Annotated in this window: 20 protein-coding genes; 8 read left to right on the forward strand and 12 right to left on the reverse strand. The window is 69.5% G+C overall.

Annotated features, from left to right (window positions below; translation table 11 throughout):
* Positions 1–127: 127 nt before the first annotated feature.
* Complete coding sequence (locus ACWDUD_RS25240) at positions 128–316, reverse strand: hypothetical protein (RefSeq protein WP_197252485.1); 189 nt, start codon at positions 314–316, stop codon at positions 128–130.
* A 59-nt stretch (positions 317–375) separates the two neighbouring features.
* On the opposite strand from ACWDUD_RS25240, the gene ACWDUD_RS25245 reads away from it, so the two are divergent.
* Complete coding sequence (locus ACWDUD_RS25245) at positions 376–2,661, forward strand: helicase-associated domain-containing protein (protein ID WP_450111083.1); 2,286 nt, start codon at positions 376–378, stop codon at positions 2,659–2,661.
* 183 nt (positions 2,662–2,844) lie between these two features.
* Here the strand turns inward: ACWDUD_RS25245 and ACWDUD_RS25250 are convergent, their stop codons facing one another.
* On the reverse strand, positions 2,845–3,327 hold the full coding sequence (locus ACWDUD_RS25250) for a hypothetical protein (RefSeq protein ID WP_248676255.1): 483 nt from the start codon (positions 3,325–3,327) through the stop codon (positions 2,845–2,847).
* Positions 3,324–4,910 (reverse strand): GMC oxidoreductase, encoded by a 1,587-nt coding sequence (locus ACWDUD_RS25255; RefSeq protein WP_450111084.1) that lies wholly within the window; start codon positions 4,908–4,910, stop codon positions 3,324–3,326. Before ACWDUD_RS25255 ends, ACWDUD_RS25250 begins: the two co-directional genes overlap by 4 nt.
* Before the next feature lie 364 nt (positions 4,911–5,274).
* Here ACWDUD_RS25255 and ACWDUD_RS25260 point away from each other — a divergent pair, with 364 nt between their 5' ends.
* From ACWDUD_RS25260 to ACWDUD_RS25270, 3 genes are all read left to right on the forward strand, one after another.
* Entirely contained in the window at positions 5,275–5,451 is a 177-nt protein-coding gene (locus ACWDUD_RS25260; protein ID WP_197250093.1) for a hypothetical protein, read from the forward strand.
* 22 nt (positions 5,452–5,473) lie between these two features.
* Positions 5,474–5,659 carry a hypothetical protein gene (locus tag ACWDUD_RS25265; protein ID WP_197250094.1) on the forward strand — a complete coding sequence of 62 codons (186 nt, stop codon included), beginning with the start codon at positions 5,474–5,476 and terminating at the stop codon, positions 5,657–5,659.
* Between the two features lie 126 nt (positions 5,660–5,785).
* A complete protein-coding gene (locus ACWDUD_RS25270) occupies positions 5,786–7,444 on the forward strand; it encodes a DNA repair helicase XPB (RefSeq protein ID WP_197250030.1) in 1,659 nt (552 codons plus the stop codon).
* A gap of 12 nt (positions 7,445–7,456) precedes the next feature.
* Here ACWDUD_RS25270 and ACWDUD_RS25275 read toward each other — a convergent pair whose 3' ends face one another.
* Genes ACWDUD_RS25275 through ACWDUD_RS25285 form a run of 3 tightly spaced genes read right to left on the reverse strand, consistent with a single transcriptional unit; the run spans position 7,457 to position 11,184 of the window.
* Positions 7,457–8,119, reverse strand: coding sequence for a response regulator (locus tag ACWDUD_RS25275; RefSeq protein ID WP_450111085.1), 663 nt, complete (start codon positions 8,117–8,119; stop codon positions 7,457–7,459).
* Positions 8,101–9,768, reverse strand: a complete 1,668-nt coding sequence (locus ACWDUD_RS25280; protein WP_450111086.1) for an ATP-binding protein — start codon at positions 9,766–9,768, stop codon at positions 8,101–8,103. The genes ACWDUD_RS25275 and ACWDUD_RS25280 overlap by 19 nt, the downstream gene beginning before the upstream one ends.
* A 48-nt stretch (positions 9,769–9,816) precedes the next feature.
* The gene (locus ACWDUD_RS25285; RefSeq protein ID WP_450111113.1) at positions 9,817–11,184 is read right to left on the reverse strand and encodes a CitMHS family transporter; all 1,368 of its coding nucleotides are present in this window, start codon (positions 11,182–11,184) and stop codon (positions 9,817–9,819) included.
* A gap of 272 nt (positions 11,185–11,456) precedes the next feature.
* Between ACWDUD_RS25285 and ACWDUD_RS25290 the strand changes: the two genes are divergently transcribed.
* The gene (locus ACWDUD_RS25290) at positions 11,457–12,125 is read left to right on the forward strand and encodes a DUF3239 domain-containing protein (RefSeq protein ID WP_197250033.1); all 669 of its coding nucleotides are present in this window, start codon (positions 11,457–11,459) and stop codon (positions 12,123–12,125) included.
* 1 nt (position 12,126) lies between these two features.
* Positions 12,127–12,690: a GNAT family N-acetyltransferase gene (locus tag ACWDUD_RS25295; protein ID WP_450111087.1), complete on the forward strand. Its 564-nt coding sequence runs from the start codon at positions 12,127–12,129 to the stop codon at positions 12,688–12,690.
* Between the two features lie 22 nt (positions 12,691–12,712).
* Here the strand turns inward: ACWDUD_RS25295 and ACWDUD_RS25300 are convergent, their stop codons facing one another.
* The 6 genes from ACWDUD_RS25300 to ACWDUD_RS25325 are packed head-to-tail and all read right to left on the reverse strand — an operon-like array spanning position 12,713 to position 19,133.
* Positions 12,713–13,699 (reverse strand): LLM class F420-dependent oxidoreductase, encoded by a 987-nt coding sequence (locus tag ACWDUD_RS25300; RefSeq protein ID WP_450111088.1) that lies wholly within the window; start codon positions 13,697–13,699, stop codon positions 12,713–12,715.
* A gap of 7 nt (positions 13,700–13,706) precedes the next feature.
* The gene (locus tag ACWDUD_RS25305; protein ID WP_450111089.1) at positions 13,707–14,978 is read right to left on the reverse strand and encodes an MFS transporter; all 1,272 of its coding nucleotides are present in this window, start codon (positions 14,976–14,978) and stop codon (positions 13,707–13,709) included.
* Positions 14,975–16,327, reverse strand: a complete 1,353-nt coding sequence (locus ACWDUD_RS25310; protein ID WP_248676250.1) for an LLM class flavin-dependent oxidoreductase — start codon at positions 16,325–16,327, stop codon at positions 14,975–14,977. Before ACWDUD_RS25310 ends, ACWDUD_RS25305 begins: the two co-directional genes overlap by 4 nt.
* 28 nt (positions 16,328–16,355) lie before the next feature.
* Positions 16,356–17,228 (reverse strand): ABC transporter permease, encoded by an 873-nt coding sequence (locus tag ACWDUD_RS25315; RefSeq protein ID WP_197250037.1) that lies wholly within the window; start codon positions 17,226–17,228, stop codon positions 16,356–16,358.
* Positions 17,221–18,045, reverse strand: a complete 825-nt coding sequence (locus ACWDUD_RS25320; RefSeq protein ID WP_197250038.1) for an ABC transporter ATP-binding protein — start codon at positions 18,043–18,045, stop codon at positions 17,221–17,223. The genes ACWDUD_RS25315 and ACWDUD_RS25320 overlap by 8 nt, the downstream gene beginning before the upstream one ends.
* Complete coding sequence (locus tag ACWDUD_RS25325; RefSeq protein WP_450111090.1) at positions 18,042–19,133, reverse strand: ABC transporter substrate-binding protein; 1,092 nt, start codon at positions 19,131–19,133, stop codon at positions 18,042–18,044. Before ACWDUD_RS25325 ends, ACWDUD_RS25320 begins: the two co-directional genes overlap by 4 nt.
* 353 nt (positions 19,134–19,486) lie before the next feature.
* On the opposite strand from ACWDUD_RS25325, the gene ACWDUD_RS25330 reads away from it, so the two are divergent.
* Together ACWDUD_RS25330 and ACWDUD_RS25335 are read left to right on the forward strand one after the other, a co-directional pair.
* Entirely contained in the window at positions 19,487–20,167 is a 681-nt protein-coding gene (locus ACWDUD_RS25330) for a hypothetical protein (RefSeq protein ID WP_450111091.1), read from the forward strand.
* Position 20,168: 1 nt separating this feature from the next.
* Positions 20,169–21,941, forward strand: a complete 1,773-nt coding sequence (locus ACWDUD_RS25335; protein ID WP_450111092.1) for a GMC family oxidoreductase N-terminal domain-containing protein — start codon at positions 20,169–20,171, stop codon at positions 21,939–21,941.
* Positions 21,942–22,391 lie beyond the last annotated feature (450 nt).

Raw genomic sequence — 22,391 nt, forward strand, 5'->3', positions numbered from 1 at the left:
TTACTTTTTTATTTGTTATTTTTTGTGTTGTATCTTTCGTCCTTCCGCGCGCCCCCCCGGGGCGGGGGGGGCGCGCCCCTTCTCTGTGTTCGGAAGCTCTGCGTTCGAGAGCCTGGGGTTCGGAGAATCAGCGGTTGATGACGGTCTGCGGGTGCGTGTACGGGAGGGACTCGACCGGAAGCGGGAACTCGGTCTCCTCACCGTACGGAGAGAGCGGACCCGAACGCGTGGAGGACAACTCGGTGACGGCGAGATCGCCATCGACAAGTTCCGGCCACCCGCGATCAACGTACGTGTTCTTCGAATTGTTCGCCATGCGCTCATTTTGGCAGGTGAGTTCGCAGTGGGCCACCTCAGGTCTCTAATCTGGGACGAATGACCCCGACCACCTCGTCCGGGCCCGACGCTGGGCCCCCCACCCTCGCCCGGTGGCTGACCGGACGTCGCGACTCCGACCTCGCCGCGCTGCTGCGCGCCCGGCCGGATCTGGTGGTGCCTCCCCCGGCCACGATGACCGTGCTGGCGAACCGCGCCCAGCAGCGGGCGTCGGTGTTCCGGGCCGCCGACGAACTGACCACCGGCGACTTCGGGGTCATCGAGGCGCTCGCCCGGCTCGGGGCCGCAGAGAAGCCCGTCACGCGCCGCGCGCTGCTCGACCGGCTCGCCGGTCGCACCACCGCGAAGAACGTCGACCGCACCCTGGACCGTCTGCGCACCCTGCTGCTCGTGTGGGGTTCCGCCGACGAACTGTCGCTGGTTCCCGCGGGCGCCGACACCGTGCCCTGGCGCATCGCCCGCAGCACCGCGTCGGATCTTCCGGACGGCGCCGAGCTCGCGGCGATGATCGACGACCTCGACGACGCCCGCCGCGGCATCCTCGACACCCTGGCCCGCACCTCCCCCGTCGGCCGGACCAAGGACGCCGCCCCGGACACGCCCGCCGACCGGCCGGTGCAGCAGCTGATCGCGTCCGGGCTGCTGATCCGCCTCGACGACGAGACCGTAGAACTCCCCCATCGGGTGGGCCAGTATCTCCGGGGTGAGGCACCGTTCGATCCGGCCGCGCTCGCGCCGCCGCCCGCGGCGCCGGCCACGCACACCGTCGCCGACATCAACTCGACCGCCGCGGGTGCCGCCCTCGAGCTGCTGCGGCACGCCGAGGAACTGATCGACGCACTCGGTACCGCCCCCGCCCCCGCGCTCAAATCCGGGGGCCTCGGGGTCCGCGAGGTGCGCAGGCTCGCGAAGACCGTCGGCATCGACGAAACCCACGCGGCGCTGCTCGTCGAGGTGCTCGCCGCGGCCGGGCTGATCGCGCGGGGCCTGCCGGACCCGCCGCCACCCACCGACGTCGACGACTACTGGGCTCCGACGACCTCCGCCGACGGCTGGATGAAGGCTCCCGCCGGACACCGGTGGGCGGTGCTCGCCGGCGCGTGGCTCGACTCGCCGCGGCGGCCGTGGCTCGTCGGCCGCCGCGACCAGAACGACAAGCCGATCGCCGCGCTGTCCGACGAGGTGCAGTCCCCGCCCGCAGTTCGCGACCGGCGGCTCCTGCTCGAATACCTCGCGGAGACCCCCGGATCGGCGCCCGACGTCGGGCAGATCCGCGCGGCTCTCGCCTGGCGTCGGCCGCGGTGGGCGGGGCGGCTCGGGGGCGACGCGGTCGCCGAAACGCTGCGGGAGGCCACCGCGCTCGCCGTCGTCGCGCACGGGTCGATCGCATCCCCGGGCAAGGCACTGCTGCACGGCGGCGACGCCGAAGCCGAGATGGAAGCCGCGCTACCGGAGCCGGTGGACTACGTCCTCGTGCAGGCGGACCTGACCGTGGTCGCACCCGGGCCGCTGGTGCCCGATCTCGCCGCGCGCATCGCGCTCGTCGCCGACGTGGAATCGGCCGGCGCGGCCACGGTGTACCGCATCAGCGAGGGCAGCGTGCGGCGGGCGCTGGATGCCGGCACCGGGGCCGGAGACCTGCACGCGCTGTTCGCGACGCATTCGCGGACCCCGGTGCCGCAGTCCCTGACCTATCTCATCGACGACGTCGCGCGGCGGCACGGACGGCTGCGCACCGGCATCGCGTCGTCGTTCGTGCGGTCCGACGATCCGGCGCTGCTCGCCGAGGTCCTCGCCGCGCCGGTCGCCGCCACCCTGGCGCTGCGCGCACTGGCACCGACCGTCGCGATCTCCCAGGCTCCGCTGGCCGAGGTGCTGCAGGAACTGCGGGCGGCGGGTTTCGCTCCCGCCGGGGAGGATTCGTCGGGCGCGGTCCTCGATCTGCGCCCGCCCGGTGCCCGGCTGGCGGTGCCGCGCACGCGCCCCCGCTACACCGGCCCGGTCCCCCCGACCGCCGAGCAGCTCGACACGCTGGTCCGTACCCTGCGCGCCGGTGACCGGGCCGCGACCACGTCGGCGTCGAAGTCGGTGCAGGCGGACGGAAGCCGGTCCGGCGGTGCCGCCACGATGGCGCTGCTGCAGCTCGCGGTGCGCAGCAAGCGCAGCGTCAACCTGGGGTACGTCGACGCGCAGGGCGTCGCGACCCGGCGCATCGTCGACCCGGTCGCGGTGAGCGGCGGCACGCTCGAAGCGTTCGATCCGGCCGCCGGCACGGTGCGCAGTTTCGTGCTGCACCGGGTCACCTCGGTGGCGCTCGTCGACTGACGGGCACCGACTACACGGCCCCCGGCACCCGCACTCTGCGGAGCCGCCCTGCCGGGTCCGCCACCCCGCCCCTTCCGTCCACCCCTCCCCTTGTCCGAGCGAACGGTACATTCGATCGATTGAAGGAGACGAGCGATACATTCGCTCGGAAAGGACGGGGGCGGGCGGGCAGGGATCGTGGACTCAGGACCGGGAGTCGTCCCGGACGAGCACGAACGGCGACGCCGCCACACGGGACCACGGTGCCACGGCGAACGTCAGCCCGAGCATCGTCCGCTCGTCGAGGGCACGGAATTCGTCGCGCACCCACCGCCACGGAATCGGGCCGTCGGAGCCGTAGGAGACCACCACCGCGGGCCGGCCGTCGAGCCAGGACGGCTCGGTCGCAACCCGGATGGGCAGGTCCTCACGGAGCGTCCCGTCGTCGGTGACGAGCAGATTGGCCGCGGTGCCGTCGGCGGCGACGCGCTTGCCGTACCAACGCGGCATGCCGCCGAGAGCGATCGCGCGCGGTGCCGCAAAGCGCAGCAGGGCCGGTCCGACGAAGACGGCGCGGTAGGTTCCCGGCGCCATCGTCACGTCCGACGGCAGCGACCGGAACCGTTCGCGCAGTCCGCGAATCGACCCGGGCAGACTCCGGATTGCGTCGGTCTCCCCTGTGTTCACGCCGTCTCCTCGATCTTCTTGCGGACCGCGTACCGCTCGGCGAACCGTTCGGCCATCGCGGCGATCGTCAGGCTCGGGTTCACCCCGACGTTCGCGGGGATCGCCGAGCCGTCCACTACGTACAGGCCCGGATGCCCGAACACCTCGTGATCGGTGTCGACGACCCCCTGCGACACGTCGGCGCCGATCGCCGCGCCGCCGAGGATGTGCGCGGTGATGGATTTGCCGCCGATGCTCTCGAGCAGGAGGTTCAGGGGACGACCACCGATCGATTCGGCGAACGCGCGGGCGACCGCATTGGCCTGAGGCAGATAGCTCGGCGCCTGCGGGCCCTCGGCACCACGGGAGCGAAGTACCTTCCGCCACGGCCGGATCGGCGACCGGGCGTAGTCGAGCCGGATCTCGCTCTCCACATCCTGCATCACCGTGAACACGCTGAGTCGTTCGATGAAGTTGCGCGCGAACATGGTTCGCAGCTGCCGCAGGGGATGGCGCAGCAGGATCGCCGTGGCGTCCCGTCGGCGGCGGCGCGGATCGGCGCCGTCGACGAGCGGCCCGACCTGGAACCGCATGTGCCAGCCGCCGACGTATCGGTTCTGCGTCACGTGGGTGCGTTCGTCGGGGTAGAACTCGCTCGAAATGGTCGGTCCGCGAGTGAGATCGGCGTCGACGTCGTCGGCGAGGACCGCGGTGATCGCCTCCGAGTTGGTGCGCACACGCTCACCGAGCCGCACGGAGACGTTCGGGAGGCCACCGTTCTCGCGGGAGCGGAACAGCAGTTCCACGGTGCCGAGCACCCCGGCGGCGAGCACCACCTCGGGTGCGCGCAGCCGTTCACCGCTCGCCAGGTGCACCTCGTACCCGTCGTCGAGCGCGGTCACCGACGTGACCTGCTGCTCGGGACGGATTTCGACGCCGCGCCGCTCGGCGAGCCACAGATAGTTCAGGTCCAGGGTGTTCTTGCTGCCGTACGGGCATCCGATCAGGCACCCACCGCACAGCCGGCAGCCGGTGCGGTCGGGCCCGTCGCCGCCGAAGAACGGATCGGGCACCGTGACGCCTTCCTCGCCGAACCAGATGGCCATCGGGGTGGGCCCGTAGGTGTCCTCGGCACCGAGCTTTCCCGCGACGACCCGCAGATGCTCGTCCATCGGGCCGCTGAACGGCGCACGGGTGCGGCCCAGCATCCGAGCGGCGGTCGCGTAGTGATCGGACAGCTCTGCGCGCCAGCCCTTTTCGGAAGTCGGCCAGGACGGATCGTTGAAGAACGCCTGCTCCGGTTCGAGGAGCACACCGGCCCAGACGATGCTGCCGCCGCCGACGCCGGCGCCTCCGATGATGCCGACGTGCGCGAACACCCGCTGCCAGAAGAACCCGCGCAGCCCGAGTTCGGGCAGCCACAGGTATCGGCGCGGGTCACGGCGCGCGGCCGCGAAGTCTGCCCGCGAATGCCGCCTGCCCTGCTCGAGCACCAGCACACGACGTCCCTGCTCCGCCAGCCGCAGAGCGGTGACCGAACCGCCGAATCCGCTGCCGACCACGATCACATCGGCAGCGAATTCCGGATTGCCCTCGGCTTCCACGGGCACAGCATAGATCCCGGTACGTGACGAACCGGACAAACGCCCGGTGAGCGGATCGGTCGGGGCCACCCCGTCCGAACAGGGCGTCGACGTCCGCGATTCCCGGAACACCGCCCTCCGAAGCCGATTTTCGTCGCACTCGAATTTCACGGCGACTGGCTTTTTTCTGCAAATGGGCTATGGTCGGGTCCTGTCGGGTTGTTCAACCCCTTTTTCGAGAGGAGAAAAATGGCCGACAAGGGTAAGGCACTCAAGAAACCGGCGCTGTCCATCAAGGAGCGTCGCGCGGAAAAGCGTCGCAAGCAGGCGAACGAGGGCGAATTCGTGACGAGGCGCAAGTCGAACTGAACCGCCGGGAGACGCCGTGACCATCTCAGCTCAGGAACTCCTCGACAGCCTGTACGAGCAGTTCACAACCATGTCCGATCAGACGGCCGGCGGCCCGCAGTCCGCGTTCCTCCACAGCCGCCGAGCCGCCCTGGCTCGCGCCCGCCTGTTCGTCCTCGATCAGCAGGCCGCCGAATGCACCGTGACGGTGTGATCCGGAAAAATCCATCGAATCGGTGAACGACGAAAAACAGGAAACACACGTGAAAAGAGCACTGTCGGCCCTGGACAAAATTCAGGACAGACTCGAAAACGAATTGGATTCCCGGCCCCCGGTGTCGGAAAAAGATGCGGGCTATCGGTCCGGAATTTCCGAAGCGCTGGTGTGCGTGATGGAGATGCGCCGCTCGCTCACGAACTGACGAGACCGTAGGGGGATTGCAGGGGGATCGCAGGGGGACCGAGCCGGAGGCGGCGCGCGGGTAGCGCGCCGCCTCCGGTGTCTGGAGAATGGGAGAGTTCCGCTGTTCCCGCGCTAGGAGGCGTCCGTGCCCGACGGACCGTTGATCGTCCAGTCCGACAAGACCTTGCTCCTCGAGGTCGATCACGAGCTTGCCGACGCGGCACGTCAGGCGATCGCGCCCTTCGCCGAACTCGAACGCGCCCCCGAACACGTCCACACCTACCGGGTGACGCCGCTGGCGCTGTGGAACGCCCGCGCCGCCGGGCACGACGCCGAGCAGGTCGTCGACGCACTCGTCACCTATTCACGGTTCGCGGTGCCGCAGCCGCTGCTGGTCGACGTCGTCGACACGATGGCTCGCTACGGGCGCCTGCAGCTGACGAAGAACCCCGCCCACGGGCTGACGCTGGTGAGCCTGGACCGCGCGGTGCTCGAGGAGGTGCTGCGCAACAAGAAGATCGCCCCGATGCTCGGTGCACGCATCGACGACGACACGGTGGTGGTGCATCCGAGCGAGCGCGGCCGGCTCAAGCAGATGCTGCTCAAGATCGGCTGGCCGGCGGAGGACCTCGCCGGCTACGTCGACGGCGAGGCGCACCCGATCACCCTCGACTTCGAGTCCGACCCCTGGCACCTGCGCGACTACCAGGAGATGGCCGCCGAGTCCTTCTGGGCGGGCGGCTCGGGCGTGGTGGTGCTGCCGTGCGGCGCGGGCAAGACGATGGTCGGTGCCGCCGCGATGGCGAAGGCCGGCGCGACCACGCTGATCCTGGTGACCAACACTGTCGCCGGTCGCCAGTGGAAGCGCGAGCTGATCGCCCGCACCTCGCTGACCGAGGACGAGATCGGCGAGTACTCGGGCGAGAAGAAGGAGATCCGGCCGGTCACCATCGCGACCTACCAGGTGATCACCCGCAAGTCGAAGGGCGAGTACCGCAACCTCGAGCTGTTCGACTCCCGCGACTGGGGTCTGATGATCTACGACGAGGTGCACCTGCTGCCGGCACCGGTGTTCCGCATGACCGCCGATCTGCAGTCGCGGCGCCGGCTCGGCCTCACCGCGACCCTCGTCCGTGAGGACGGCCGGGAAGGCGACGTGTTCTCGCTGATCGGCCCGAAGCGGTACGACGCGCCGTGGAAGGACATCGAGGCGCAGGGCTGGATCGCCCCGGCCGACTGCATCGAGGTGCGGGTCACACTCACCGACGCCGAACGGATGGCGTACGCGGTCGCCGAGCCGGAGGAACGGTACAAGCTGTGCTCGACCGCGCGCACCAAGATTCCGGTGGTCGAGTCGATCCTCGCCAAGCACGGCGACGCCCCCACGCTGATCATCGGCGCCTACATCGATCAGCTCGACGAGCTCGGGGAAGCGCTCGACGCCCCGGTGATCAAGGGCTCGACGCGCACGAAGGAACGCGAGGCGCTGTTCGACCGGTTCCGCAACGGGGAGCTGAAGGTTCTGGTGGTCTCGAAGGTCGCCAACTTCTCCATCGATCTGCCGGAGGCGTCGGTGGCGGTGCAGGTGTCCGGCACGTTCGGGTCCCGCCAGGAGGAGGCGCAGCGCCTCGGCCGGCTGCTGCGGCCCAAGCAGGACGGCGGGCAGGCGCACTTCTACTCGGTGGTCTCCCGCGACACCCTCGACGCCGAGTACGCCGCCCACCGGCAGCGGTTCCTCGCCGAACAGGGTTACGCGTACCGCATCACCGACGCCGACGACCTGCTCGGGCCGCAGATCGGCTGACGCGAATCCCGGTCACACGGGACGGTATTCCTGCTCGGGACGGCCGGTGGTGCCGTACCGCAACTGCATTCGCAGGTGGCCCTTGGCGACGAGGGCCGCGAGATAACGCTGGGCGGTCGCGCGTGACACCCCGATGGTCACCGCGACCTCCCCGGCGGACAACGGCTCTCCCGATTCCCGAAGTGCTTGCAGTACAAGTTCTTTGGTGACCGAACGTGGGGGCGCTTCGCGGGCGGCCGGCAACACCGGCCGCAACGCCGCCAGCGCCGTGTCGATCTCGGCCTGGGTGAGCTCCTCCCCCGCGACGACCCGGCGGTACTGCGCGTAGGCCGCCAGACGCCGGGCCAGTTCGGTGCTCGCGAACGGCTTGACCAGATACACCAGCGCACCCGCGGCGAGCGCCGCACGCACCGTGGCACCCTCACCGGCGGCACCGAGCACGAAACTGTCGCACTCGAGACTCCGGATCAGGTCGACCCCGGACCCGTCCGGCAGGTACACGTCCACGAGCGCGAGGTCGACGGGACCGGCCCGGACCGCGTCCCGGGCCGCCGCGACGCTCCCCGCGACCGCCGCGACCTCGAACCCCGGCACACCCGACACCACGGACGCGTGCAGATCCGCGACCCGGAAGTCGTCGTCGACGACGAGCACCCTCAGATCCGTTCCGCCCATCCCGCATCTCCCTCGTCGAGCACCCCGGTCAGCGTCGCCAGGAACACCGCGCCCCCGGTCGGATTGTCCGGGGTGCGCCGGCCGCCGCGGTCCGCGAGCACGACGTCGCCGCCGTGCATCCGCGCCACGCGTCGTGCCAGCGCCAGCCCCATCCCCCGGCCGCCCGGCACGGACGAGTCGACGCGGGTCGTCGCGCCCTCGGCGAAGACGTCGGGCAGCTCGGCATCGACGCCGTCACCCGTGTCCGCGACACTCACGTGCAGGTCGGTGCCGTCCTCCACCAGCTCGACCTCGACTTCGGCGGGACTGCGCCCGCTCACGCGGGCCGCCTCGATCGCGTTGTCGAGCAGGTTGCCGAGCACGGTGGTGACGTCGACGGGCACCTTCACGGTGGCGTGCACCCACGTGTTCTCACCGAGCACGAGGGTCACGCCCTGCTCACGCGCGTGCGCCGCCTTCGCGGCGAGGAAGGCGTGCAGATACGGGTCGGCGAGCGCGTCGGCGCCCTCGAGCTCACCGAGCGGACCCGAGCCGAGGACCTGCTCGATGTATTCGACGGCCTGCTCCGCCCGCCCTTGGCGGAGCAGGCCGTCGATCAGGTGCAGCCGGTTGGCGAATTCGTGCCGCTGCGCCCGCAGCGCGGTGCTCATCGACTTGACGGCGCCGAGTTCGCGCGTGAGCGTCTCGATGTCGGTGCGGTCGCGCACCGACATCACCGTGCCGAGGTCGCGGCCGTCGCGCACGACCCGTCGCGAGACGGCGACAACGACCCGATCGCCCGTGGTGGCGGCGACCGGCGTGCCGTCCGCGCTGCGCAGCACGTCGAGCAGGCGCGGGGTCATCCCGAGCGTGTCGACGCTGCGGCCGATCCCGTCGTCGAGATCGAGCAGGCGACGCGCCTCGGCGTTGACGACGGTGACGATGCCGCGGGTGTCGGTACCGACGACCCCCTCGGAGATCCCGTGCAGCACGACCTCCTGCTCCCGGACCAGTTCGGTGAGCTGCTCGGGTTCGAGCCCCAAGGTGAGCCGCTTCCATCGGTTGGCGAGCAGCAGCGACCCGACGGCACCGCACACGAGCGCTGCGAGTGCGATCAGGACGGCGTCGGCGAGGTCGCTGCGCAGATCGGCGCGCACCCTGTCGGTGGAGATGCCCACGCTCACCTCCCCCACGACCCTGCCCGACGACGGGTCCGTCACCGGAACCTTGGCCCGCACCGAATCACCGAGCGTGCCCCGCTCGCTGGTCACGACCTCGCGTCCGGCGAGGGCCTCGGCCGGATCGGTGCTCACCCTGCGCCCGAGCTGTTCCGGATCGGGGTGGGCGAGCCGGAGCCCCTGATCGTCGGTGACCACGACGAACAACGCCCCGGTAGCGGTGCGGACGGCCTCTGCGGCCTCCTGCACCGCACCGGACGCGAGTGCGGGGTTGTCCGGCGAGACCACCCCGTCGTCGGCGGCCGCGTAGCGTGCGACCTCGTCGCGGACGGTCACGTCCGCGGACACGGCCCGGGCGATCGCGAGCGCCCGCTGACCGTGTTCGTCGGTGACGCGGTCCTCGGTGGTGGTGGCGAACACCGTGAATCCGATGCCGAGCGCCACCGCCACCACCGCGGACTGGAACAGCAGTACCTGGGTGCGAAGTTTCACCGCGTCGTCCCCGTTCGTCCCACCTGCCCAGTGTGGCCCGGGCGGATCTCAGCCGAGCGGAATCTGCCCGAGGAGCACGCCGACCACCAGCATCGCGATCGACACCACCCCGGCGCGCCACAGCACCTTGCGGTGGTGGTCGGCCAGTGGCACCCCGGCGAGGGTCACCAGCAGCAGGATCGCCGGGACCAGCGGGCTCTGCATGTGCACCGGCTGTCCGGTGATCGACGCACGCGCCATCTCGACCGGTTCGATGCCGTACTGCGCCGCCGTCTCCGCCAGGACGGGCAACACCCCGAAGTAGAAGGCGTCGTTGGTCATGAAGAACGTGAACGGGATGCTGAGCACGCCCGTGATGACCGCGAGGAACGGGCCGAGCGAATCGGGGACCACCCCGGTCAGCCACAGTGCCATGGACTCGACCATCCCGGTGCCCTGGAACACGCCGGTCAGGACCGCCGCGGCGAACACCATCGCGACGACCGACACGATGCTCGACGAGTGCCGTGCGATCGCGGCGGACTGGTCGACGACCCGCGGGAAGTTCACGGCCAGTGCGAGTCCCGCGGCGATCATGAACAGCACGGGGATCGGCAGGATGTCGAGGACGAGGACGACGAGCAGCGCCACCGTGAGGAGCGCGTTGAAGGGCAGCAGTCGCGGGCGCAGGGTCGGGCGGTCGGGGTCGAGACCCGCGGCGAACTGCCCGACCTCCGCGTCGGTCGTGTCCGAGTCACCGGTCGTCGTACCCACTCCCGAGGGACCGGCGCCGAGCGGCATCATCTCGGGCTTCCACACGAGCCGCCCGATGCGGCGACGTTCGAAGATGCCCAGGTGCACGGCGAAGCCGAGGACGATCAGGAGTCCGACGACGAGCGACGGGATCATCGGGACGAACACCTCGGACGGCGACAGCCCGAGCGCGCTGGCCGCACGCACAGTCGGCCCACCCCACGGGATGATGTTCATCGTGGCGTTCGCCAGACCCGCGACGACGGTGAGGACGACCGGGCTGACCTTCAGTTTCAGGTAGAGCGGCAACAGCGCGGACGTGGTGATGATGAACGTCGTGGACCCGTCACCGTCGAGGGACACCACCATCGCCAGCACCGCGGTGCCCACCACGAGCCGGGCCGGGTCGTCGCGCACGAGCCGCAGGATGAGCCGCACCAGCGGGTCGAACAGGCCGACGTCGATCATGATCCCGAAGAAGATGATCGCGAAGAACAACAGTGCCGCAGTGGGGGCGAGACTTTCGACGCCGTCGACGATCATGTCGCCGATGCCGGTGCCGGCCCCGGCGATCAGTCCGAACGCGACGGGGACCAGGATCAGGCCGACGACCGGGGTGGCACGTTTCGACATGATCAGATACATGAACGTGGCGACCATCAGGAAGCCGAGGATGACGAGCATGGCGCTGCCCACTTTCTGACTGGGTCGGGCCGGACCGGGCACACGTCGGCCACGGCCGCTGCCGCGACCTGGGGTCGGTGTGGGAATCCGGCACCGAAAGCCGTCCGGGGTGTGATCTCTGCTGCCGCCGAAGCGGTGTGATCTCTGCTACATCAGAGTGTGTGTCCGCGCCCCGCGCGGAGTCACCGTTGAGCGCGATAGTGCCGTTCTGCGCATTCTGCTCGAGCCCATCGCGATCGGACCGCCGGAACGGTTCCCATATGCTGGACGACGTGCGCCGATTCGAATTCCCCGTCGACCTTCCCCACGCCAAGTCCGTGAACCAGACCCTCGCGGAAGTGCGCAGCCTGCGGATCTCCGGCATCGTCGTCGCGCTGTTGTGCGCGGCCGGAGCGGCGTGGCTGTTCACCCTCGGCAAGCCCTGGGCCTACATCGTCGGTGCGGTGCTGGTCGTCGCGGCCGTCACGTCGGCGTGGGTGGCGTTGTGGGCGCCGCGGAAGGTGGGTTCGGTGCAGGACCTGTACCACGAGAGCCCGCTGGTGCCCGCCGTGGTCTCCGAGATCCGGCCGCGTGGTCTGACGTTGCTGGCGCTGGTCGACATCGCAAAGCCCGGCACCGCCGACCGCCGATTCGCGCTGGTCACCCGCAACGTGCAGGCGGTCCCGGGGCATCAGAAGCGCGTCGGCGAACAGGTGCCGTGCGTGGCGGTGCTGTCCGATCGCACGACCCGCAACACGACCGGGTCGTGGCAGATGGTCAGCCCGATGCCGATCGCGTGGGGAACCCGGGACGCAAAGGTGCTGCGCGAGGCGACCGACGCGATCGACGACGCCGAATGGAAACTGCTGAAGAGCAAGGTCGATCTGTCCGAGAAGGTCAGCTTGACCGAGGACCACCGGCTGGTGCTCGATCGCGACGATCTCCCCGGCGAATTGCGCTGACATGCAGGTGACGTCGCTGTCGGACGGACGGGTTCATCTGACCGTCCCCGTCCCACACGACGTCGACACGATCACCACAGCGTGCCAGGACCGGGAGATCGCGGACTGGACGACGGTGCCCGATCCGTACACCCGCGCCGACGCGGTGCGTTTCGTCGGCGACATCGTGCCGCGGGGCTGGGCCGCGAGCGCCCCGAACTGGGCGATCCGCACCTCTCCGGACGGTGTGTTGCTCGGCGTCGTCGGGTTCCTGCATCACGAACGCACCGCCCCGGAGATCGGCTACTGGATCGCGGCGGATGCTCGCGGTCGCGGTTTGGCCACCGCCGCAGTGAATCTGGCGTGCGATTTCGCGTTCGACCCGGACGGGCTCGCGACCACTCGGATCGAGTGGCGGGCATTCGCCGGCAATCTGGCCTCGGCGGCGGTCGCGCGGCACGTCGGCTTCCGGTTCGAGGGGACGCTGCGCCGCGGCACCCTGCATCGCGGGGTCCCGCGCGACACGTGGATCGCCGGTCTGCTGTCCGACGATCCACGTGTACCCGCGGACGGCTGGCCGATCTGACGCTGCCGCCAGGCGCATACCGTCAAGCCAGGTGCGGCAGCACCTCGTTCTCGAGCAGTTCGATCCCCGACGTGTCGTAGGCCGCTTCCGGGAAGTAGAAGATCGCGTAGCCGAGGCCCTTCTTCTTCAGGGCCGTGAGGTTCTCGACGATCTGCTCCGGGGTGCCGACCGCGGGCATCCCGCGGAACGCGTTGAGGGAGGCGTCGGCGGCGGCGGCTCCGACCAGCGGTTCGAGCCGGGCGCGGAGGTTCTCGAGGCGGTCCTGCACCTCCGCTTCGGTGCGGCCGATGGCGACGTTGTAGTTCGCGGAGCGGACGATCGCATCGAAGTCGGTGCCGACGGCCGCACAATGCTCGCGCAGCACGTTCGACTTGTGCGCGAATCCCTCGGGGGTGCCGTCGAAGTTGGTGTACTGCGCGTACTTCGCGGCGATCTTCAGCGTGACCTTCTCGCCACCGCCGGCGATCCACAGCGGAATACCGCCCTCCTGCAACGGAAGCGGACGGACGATCGCACCGTCGACCTGGTAGTGCTTGCCCTGCAGGGTCGCCGACCCCGTGGTCCACGCCTGCCGGAAGATCTGTACCCCCTCGTCGAGGCGGGCAAGTCGCTCACCGGCGGAAGGGAATCCGTATCCGTAGGCGCGCCACTCGTGTTCGTACCAGCCGCCGCCGATACCCATCTCGATGCGCCCGCCGGAGATGATGTCGGCGGTCGCGGCGACCTTCGCCAGGTAGGCGGGATTGCGATAGCTCATCGCGGTGCACATCTGGCCGATGCGTACCCGCTCGGTGACGGCCGCGAACGCGGAGACGAGCGACCACGCCTCGTGGGTCGCCTCGTCCGTGGCCGCGGGGACAGTGTGGAAGTGGTCGTACACCCAGATCGATTCCCACGGGCCGTTGTCGGCGCGGACGGCGAGGTCGCGCATCACCCGCCACTGGTCGGCGGGATCGATGCCCACAAGGTCGAGCCGCCAGCCCTGGGGTACGAAGAGTCCGAATCGCATTGATGTCCTATCTCGATCGGTTGGTGACCGTATCGACGAGATCCGCCCCCGGGTCCGGGGCCGGTTCGGTCGTCGCGGCCGACGGTACCGGCTGGAGCGTCCGGCGTGGCCACGGTGAGTATCGCGGAACGTAGCGGAACATGCAGGCCGCACCGGCCACCGCGAGACCGCCGATCGTGACGGCACCGGCCGCGAGCGACACGGCCGCGACCGCCCCCACCAGGAACGGGCCGACGAACATGCCGCTGTCGTGCGTGAGGCGCCACGCGGCGAGGAACTCGGCCCGGGTATCCGGTGGGGCGGTGTCCGCCCCGAGGGTCATGATCACGCCGTTGCCGAGCCCGTTCCCGATACCGAGGACCACCGCGACGACGGTGAGCGAGACGACGTCGTCGGCGAACGGCAACATCAGGAACGCGACAGCGATGATCACCAGCGACGGCACCGCGACGACCCGGCGACCGTACCGGTCCATCAGGATCCCGGCCGGATACGAGAACAGCAGGTCGACGGCGCCGCCGATACCGAACACGATCGACACGGTCACCGCGTCGAGCCCGATGTGGGTGGCCCACAGCGGAAGTACCGCTTCCCGGGACGCGCGCGCCGCGCCCATGAGCAGCGATCCGGTTCCGAGGGTGCACAGCAGCACCCGGTGCCAGCTCAGGATCGTTCCCAGCCCCACGGCAGCGACCGGGCCGGTCGACGACGACGAACGCGGGGTCTCCGGTGCCCGTGCCATGAGGATGCCCGCGAGCACGACACCGGTCACCTGGACGACGAGGCCACCGCGCACCCCCATGAGGTGGATCGCACCGGCGCCGATGAACGGCCCGAGGAAATTGCCGAGCCGCCACATCGTGGCGAACATCGCCATGGCCCGCGCCCGGGCTTCGATAGGCACCGCCTCGGCGAGATAGCTCTGCCGCGCCAGCCCCCACACCGCGTTCGCGAATCCGGTCAGCAAGGCACCGACGGCGAGCACCACCGGAGTCCAGGCGGCGATCGAGACCCCGATGCCGAGGGCGCCGAGCACGCTGCCGCCGATGATCGCGCGCCTCTCCCCCAGGCGCGCGACGATGCTCCCGGCGGGCAGGTCACCGAGGACCGCGCCGAACGCCACGAGCGCGACGATCAGCCCGGCCACCGGCAACGGGGCCCCGAGTTCCCGCGCGAGCAGCGCGAGCACCGGGGCCCCGGCGCCCTGCCCGATCCCGAAGATCGCGGAGGGCAGAAAGACCGTGGTGACGAGAGGTTTCAGGTCGAAGGCCGGTCTCATGCAGTGGCGGCGTCCGACTCGGCGACCGCGGCGTAGCGGCTCACCGGCCGGTCCAGCCCGTAGTGCCCGCGCAGGGTGGTGGCGGTGTACTCGGTGCGGAACAGACCGCGCTCCTGCAGGATCGGCACCACCTTGGCGGTGAAGTCCTCGAGCCCGCCCGGCAGGTAGGGCGGCATGACGTTGAAGCCGTCGGCGGCTTCCTGCTCGAACCACAGCTGCAGTTCGTCGGCGATCTGCTCGGGGGTGCCCGCGAAGGTGCGGTGCCCGCGACCGCCGCCGAGCTTGCCGATGAGCTGACGCACCGTCAGGCCCTCGTTCTCGGCGAGGTCCTTGACGAGCTGGTAGCGGCTCTTGTTGCCCTGGATCTGCTCGATCGGGGGCAGCGGCGGCAGTGCTGCGTCGAGGGCATGCTCGGTCAGATCGACGCCGAGCATGTTCGAGAGCTGCCGCAGCGAGTAGGCCGGCGAGATCAGGTCGGTGAACTCCTGCTCGAGCGCCTTGGCCTCCTCCTCGGTCTCCCCGATGAACGGCACGATGCCCGGCAGCACCTTCAGCGACTGCGGGTCGCGTCCGGCCTTGACGACGCGGGCCTTCAGATCGCGGTAGAAGGCCTGTCCCTCGGCGAGGGTGCGCTGCGCGGTGAACACGGCCTCGGCGTAGCGCGCCGCGAAATTCTTTCCGCTCTCGGACGATCCGGCCTGGACGAGCACGGGGCGGCCCTGGGGGCTGCGCGGCGAGTTCAGCGGGCCGCGCACCTTGAACCGTGCGCCGTCGTGGTCGACGGTGTGCACCTTGGCCGGATCGGCGAACCGCCCGGACTCCTCGTCCAATTCGATCGCGTCGTCTTCCCAGCTGTCCCACAGCGACACCGCGACGTCGACGAACTCGGCCGCGCGGTCGTAGCGGCCGGCGTGGTCCGGGGTGTCGTCGTAGCCGAAGTTGCGGGCCTCGTCGGCGCCGCCGGAGGTGACGATGTTCCAGCCGGCGCGGCCACCGCTGATGTGGTCGAGCGAGGCGAACTTGCGGGCCAGGTTGAACGGCTCGTTGTAGCCGGTCGACGCGGTCGCGATGAGGCCGACGTGCTCGGTCACCACGGCCATCGCGGACAGCAGGGTGACCGGTTCGAAGATCGCCTGCGTGTTGTGCTCGACGCGGGGGCCGACCGCGAGTCCGTCGGCGAAGAACACCGAATCGAGCTTGCCGCGTTCGGCGATCTGCGCGAGTTCCTGGAAGTGCTTCACATCGAGGACGCGGTGTGCTTCGGTGCGGGGGTGACGCCAGGCCGCCTCGTGGTGGCCGACACCCATGAGGAAGGCGTTGAGATGAAACTGCTTGCGTGACTGTGACATTCTTCTGATCCTGTGTGCTTCGGGTGGGTCAGTGTTCGGGACGCCAGCGGGAGAGTCGACGTTCGATCGTGACGAGGATGCCGTTGAACGTCAGCCCGACGAGCGAGATCGCGATGATGCCGGCGTACATGGCGGGGATCTGGAAGTTGAGCTGCGAGGCCGTGATCAGGTAGCCGAGTCCTGCCTTCGCACCGACCATCTCGGCGGCGATGAGCACGAGCACCGACGACGCCGCGGCCATGCGGATACCGGTGAAGATCGTGGGGACCGCTGCCGGGAGGATCACCTTCTGAAACAGCCGGTAGGACGGCAGCCCCAGCGACCGGGCGGACTTGACCAGCAGCGGATCCACCGTGCGCACACCCGAAATGGTGTTGAGCAGGATCGGGAAGGTGCTCGCGTAGATCACCAGGGCGATCTTGGAGGTCTCCCCGATCCCGAGGACGAGCACGAACACCGGCAGCAGCGCGAGAGCCGCGGTGTTGCGGAACAGCTCGAGGATCGGGTTGAGCAACTCGGCGACGGGCCGGTACCAGCCGATCGCGACGCCGAGCGGGACGGCGACGAGCAGCGCGATCGAGAACCCGATGAGAGCCCGGGAGAGGCTGGCGCCCAGATGGTCTGCCAACTGTCCGCTCGTGATCAGATCGGCCAGCGATCCGAGCACGGTCGACAGCGGCGGCAGGAACACTTCGTCGACGAGACCGAGCCGCGGCGCGGTCTCCCACACGGCGAGGAACACGACGATCGCGACCGCCGGTTTGATTCCCTTCCACGCCAGCGCACCGGCCCGGCGGCCTGCGCGTCGTAATTTCGTCGGATCCGTTGCGACGACGGTTTGTTCGACGACGGCCGGTTCGGTGTCGACGGGCCGGGTCAGGGTTGCGGTCGGACTAGACATGCTCCACCTCTTCCGTTGCGGTGCCGAGTTCGAGGTCGCGGGCACGCTCGACCTCGGAGTGCAGCAGTGACCAGATCTCGTGCCGGTAGTGCCGGAACGCCTCGCCGGAGCGCACGTCGTCGACGTTCCGGTCGATGTCGACGTCGACGATCGTCTTGATCCGCCCGGGGCGGGAGGTGAGCACGGCGACGCGCTGCCCCAGGTAGATCGCCTCGTCGATGCCGTGGGTGATGAACAGGATGGTCTTGCCGGTTTCCTTCCAGATCCGCAGCAGTTCGTCCTGCAGGGATTCGCGGGTCTGGGCGTCGAGCGCGGCGAACGGCTCGTCCATGAGCAGAACCTCGGGATCGAACGCGAGGCTGCGGGCGATCGCGACCCGCTGCTTCATGCCGCCGGACAATTCGTGCGGGTAGCGGTCGCCGAAGCCGGCCAGACCCACGAGGTCGAGGTAGTCGTCGGCGAGTGCGCGGCGCTGCTTCTTCGGCAGGCCCTTGGCTTCCAGGCCGAACTCGATGTTGGCCCGTGCCGTGCGCCAGGGCAGGAGTGCGTACTGCTGGAAGACGATGCCGCGGTCCAGGCCGGGCCCGGAAATCGGGCGGCCGTCCAGCAGGATCCGGCCCGAGGTCGGTTCGCTCAGACCGCCGAGCAGATCGAGCAGGGTGGACTTTCCGCAACCGCTGGGGCCGACCAGGACCAGGAATTCCCCGGCGGCGAGATCGATGCTGACGTCGTCGAGTGCGGTGAACGTGTCGTTGCTGCCGCGCACCGCGAACTGCTTGGTCACATGCTCCAGGCGGAGCTTCGGGGTGGTGCTCACTTCGCCGCCTCCTCGACGGGTTCACCGTAGGGCCCGGCGCTCGGGTCGTAGGTGCCGTTGGCGTAGGGGTTGAATTCGTTGGTGTAGATGTCCGAGGTGGTGAACTTGCCGTCCTCGAGCTCACCGTTGCGGGTCAGCCAGTCCAACCAGGTCTGGATCTCCTGATCGGTGATGACACCGCCGGGGCCGGCGACACCGGGGCTCTTCCAGTACTCGACGAGATCGGTGTTCTCGTTGCGGCCGCGGGCGTTGATGATCTCCTTGAACTTGGCGACCACTTCGTCGCGCGGGGTGGTCTGCGCCCACCGGATCGCCCGCGCGGTGCCCTGCACGAAATCGGCTACCGCATCACGGTTCTCGGCGATGAACTCGTCGCGGAAGACGTACGTTCCGTAGGTGAAGGCGCCGAACAGCGATTCGTCGGTGAACAGCGGCCGGATGCCGCCCCGTTCGACGGCGGTCTCCCGGAACACGCTGCCGAGCGTGCCGACGTCGATCTGTCCTTCGCGCAGTGCCTGCTCGGTGTTCACCGGCGGAACCACGATCAGCTCGACCTGCTTGATCTCGTCCGGCGTGAGTCCTTGCTGCGCAAGCCATTCCCGCACCAGGAACTCGTGGTGTGCACCGAGGGTGTTCATCCCGACCTTCTTGCCGATCAGGTCCCGCGCGGTGCGGATCGGGCTGTCCTCGAGAACGTAGTAGCCGTTGTACGACTGCTTGTCGGAACCGTAGTAGCCGATCACCGACGTGATCGGCGAGTTCGCGGCCTGGAGTTTGATGACCGCGCCGTTGAACGCGCCACCGAAATCGGTCTGTCCGGTTGCGGCGTTCTGGATGGACTGCGGACCGCTGGTGTTGTCCCCGATCCAGTCGAGCTTCACCTTCTCGTAGAACCCGAACGCTTCGGCGAGTTCGGGATAGGTGACCTGTGAGGCCGTCCCCTCGTACCGGAGCACGGTTCGGCCGTCCTCGGTGGTGGTGACATCCGACCCGGACGAGCACGCGGCCGCGACGGACGTGACGGTGAGCAGTGCTGCGACGACGGCGACCGACCGGGTGAGTCGGGCGCGCAGCGTGGAGTGCGACATCGTGAAAGCTGTTCCTTGCGTTGGAAGAAGGCCCTACGGACTCGGGCCGGGCGGGTGGCGTTACCGCGGGCAGCAATCGTCGATACGCATGCGACGGAGCGCAGATAACGAGTGCGGTGCGATACAGCCGGAAGATCTCTGCAACGCGCGGTCGTCGGACCTGCACGTCGGCGGTCGCTGGGTCAGCGACAACACTCCGAACACTCGTACACGGCAATCCCCCTGTGCGGCGATATGACTTCAGCAAGAGTGCCGTCCGGGGGCGACGCGCTCAACGGTTCTGCGCAGCCTGATCGGAACTCGCGACTCCAGCCCCTAAGCTCGATCGACGATCGACGAGGACGGGAGCGCAGGTGGGCGGAGACGACGACCCGGTGTGGACTCGGCGGCGGTTCCTGGCCGGCATGGCCGGGACCGCGGCGGCCCTGATGGGGATCACCGCTCTGTTCTCGGCCGAGGCGATCGCACGCCCGGCCGCCGCTGCCCCGCCGGTCCGCGACACGATCTGCGGCATCCTCGCGTTCGTCGTCCCCGGCAACGACCCCTATTCGCGGCACCAGGGTGTGTCCACCGATCGGGTCGGTGGCGCCACCGAGGACGCCGCGGCCTCGCTCGAGCACACCTTCGACCACGCGTCGCCGGTGCCGCTGCTGGACCGGGCCGGCGGGAACCTCCCCGGGGCGGCCGCCGTCGCCGCGCTGGTCAACATGTATGCGGTCACCGTCGACGCGGGGTCGCTCGTCGGTCCCTTCGCGGCACCGTTCGCGAATCTGAACCACGCCGCGAAAGCCCGTGTCTTCGAATTGCTCGACACCGAACCGCAGTTCGACGGGACGATGCTCACCTACGTGGTCAACGCGATTCCCACGCTCGCCGCGTTCGCCGCGTATTCGGAGGTGTCCGCGTTCGACCCCGACCGCCGGGTCCTCACCGGCCGGCCCGTTGGCTGGGAACTGGCCCGCTACGACGGTGTCGCCGACGGGTGGGACGAGTTCGCGGGCTACTACCGCGGCGTCGACCGGATCGAGGAGTGACGTGCGGGACGTGATCGTGATCGGGTCCGGCGGTGGCGGGCCGGTCGTCGCGAAAGAACTCGCGGCACGCGGACTGGACGTCCTCGTCGTCGAGGCCGGGCCGCGCTTCGCGGATCCGGAGAACGAGTGGACGCATTTCGAGGACGACGCGAACAATCCCCTCACCGGCTTCTTCCGGCAGGGTCCCGGCGACCGGTCGCGCACCCCGTGGCTGCGCGACCTGCCGCAGAATTCGTACGTGTGGCAGGTCGCGGGGGTCGGCGGAACCACGCTGCACTACTTCGGCAACTCGCCGCGCGCGGTGCCGGGCGTGTTCGTCGGCTACGACGGCGCGGACCGGAACATGTACGACACGGACCACCTGTTCCCGTTCGGATACGACGAACTGCGCCGTTACTACGAATGGGTCGAGGCAACCCTGCCGGTGCAGACCGCCCCCATGGGCACGAAGGAACGGATCTTCCTGCGCGGTGCGGCCGCGCTCGGCCTGCCGCATCAGACGACGCACGACACGACCGTTGCCTCGCACCGCGCGCAGCAGAACGCGATCCTGCAGCCGGGCGGGACCGCCGGGCGCACCCGCGACCCGCAGCGACTGCGTCACCCCGAGGCGCGCGGCTGCACGATGTGCGGGCACTGCTACCAGGGCTGCTACCTGCCGGCGGGTGCGCCCCGCAACCTCAAGGCGAAACGGTCGACGGACAACTCGTACGTGCCGATGATGCTCACCGCGGAGGCGTGGTCGCCGCACGGGCGGGCCGCGACGCTGGTGACCGACGCGACGGTCACGCAGGTACTGACCGAGGACGTACACGGAGAGACGACCGCGCGCGGGGTGCGGTTCCGCACCCTCGACGGCGAGGAACACGAGGAGCATGCACAGGTCGTGGTGCTCGCCGCGGGCGCGATCGAATCACCGCGCTTGTGGCTGGCGTCGGACCTGCCGAACCCGAACGACTGGGTCGGCCGAGGCCTGACGGACCACCACATGGATGCGGTGTTCGGGGTGTTCGACGAGGACACCGGCCAGACCCGGGGCGCCGGCTCGAATGCGCGCGTCGACCTGCCCGGATACGGCGGCATCGAACAGGTCGGGATGCCGCCGGCGCTGCAGGCGTATTCGCTGGCGTTCAGCGACTCCGGCATCCACGGCTACGGCCGGGCCGGTGGCGTCGTCGACGAGGCCGGGGCCGACAGTCTCGGCCGGTTGGTGGGCCGGGATCTGCTCGCCACCCTCGACGACGCGAACCGGACCCTGGCGGCACTGGTGATCACCGACGACGACGTCGAACCCGGCAATCGGGTCACCCGCTCGACGATGCTGCTTCCGGACGAGGGCGGGCTCGCACCGAAGGTGACGATGCGGCACCGGCAGCGGTCCGAGCGGACGCGGCGGAACCGGGAGTACTGCACCCGCAAGGCCGTCGAGCTGATGCGGGCCGCGGGCGCGCGATCCGTGCACCGCTGCGACTGGCCGCCGCTGATCCTGCACGCCCAGTCGAGCATGCGGATGGGGACGAGTGAGAACGACTCGGTGCTCGACGCCACCGGCGAGGCGCGGTGGGTGAAAAGGCTTTTCGTTGCGGACAATTCGGCGCTCGCGAATTCGCTGGGTGGTCCCAATCCGACGTTGACGACGCAGGCGCTCGCGACCCGCACGTCCGAGGCGATCTTCCGCACCTACTTCGGCGGCGACGCGTGGGTCGGGCGGGAGGACCCGGTGTCGTCCGTCGACGACCGCGTCACCGCGGCGGTGATCGCGCAGGGTTTGTGACGACGGCGGCGCCGGATCGGCCCGCCGAGCGTGCACTTGTTGTCGACATTTCCGGCATTTTCGACAAGACGTGCACACTCGATGCCCGGGCCACGGGTCGAAAACAGGTACCTCACCCCGTCGGTCGGCCGTTCCCGGAATCCCGCGAGCGCACGATCCTCGAAGGACCCCGAAACGCTCCTTCCACCGGGAGGCACTCATGCCCGAAACACCGGCCACGCTGTCACCCGCTGCGGTGAGCGAACATGCTGCACCGATACCCCTGCGAGGTCGCCGCCCCCACTCCCCCACCCGCATCGCGGACCGCGGCGCCCGCAGGTACCACGTCCAGCCGAATGCGGCGGCGCCGTCGCGTGACGTCGACTGGGTCCGGCGTTCCCTCATGACCTGCGACTTCCTTGCCAGCGTACAGTCACTGGATCCCGGAGACCGGAAGCTGGTCGCCTTCGC

The sequence above is a fragment of the Rhodococcus sp. NPDC003382 genome, assembly GCF_053589135.1.